Origin of the sequence: Bacillus cereus group sp. BfR-BA-01355, from assembly GCF_022663675.1 — a bacterium.
Lineage (GTDB): Bacteria > Bacillota > Bacilli > Bacillales > Bacillaceae_G > Bacillus_A > Bacillus_A thuringiensis_S.
This window is the reverse complement of record NZ_JAKUFY010000458.1, coordinates 1-226: the sequence shown is the minus strand read 5'-3', so window position 1 is coordinate 226 and position 226 is coordinate 1. Positions and strand designations below refer to the sequence as shown.

Sequence of the window (226 nt, the reverse complement as noted above, 5' to 3'; positions counted from 1 at the left end):
GGAAATGAAATTTACGATTTCTAATGAAAAAATTGAAGTTGTAAAGCTTCAAATTACAAATAAAAAAGATACAGAAAAAGGTCCGGAAAAACCAGGTGAAGGAACAGAAAAGCCAGGTGAAGGAACAGAGAAGCCAGGTGAAGGAACAGAGAAGCCAGGTGAAGGAGTAGAAAAACCTAATTTACCAGAAAAAGGACAAGGTTCTTCTAATAATCAACAACTTCCA

At 35.8% G+C, this 226-nt stretch carries 1 pseudogene; it reads left to right on the top strand.

Annotated features, from left to right (window positions below):
* Positions 1-226, top strand: a pseudogene (locus tag MR167_RS32465) (MSCRAMM family protein); the annotation flags it as partial.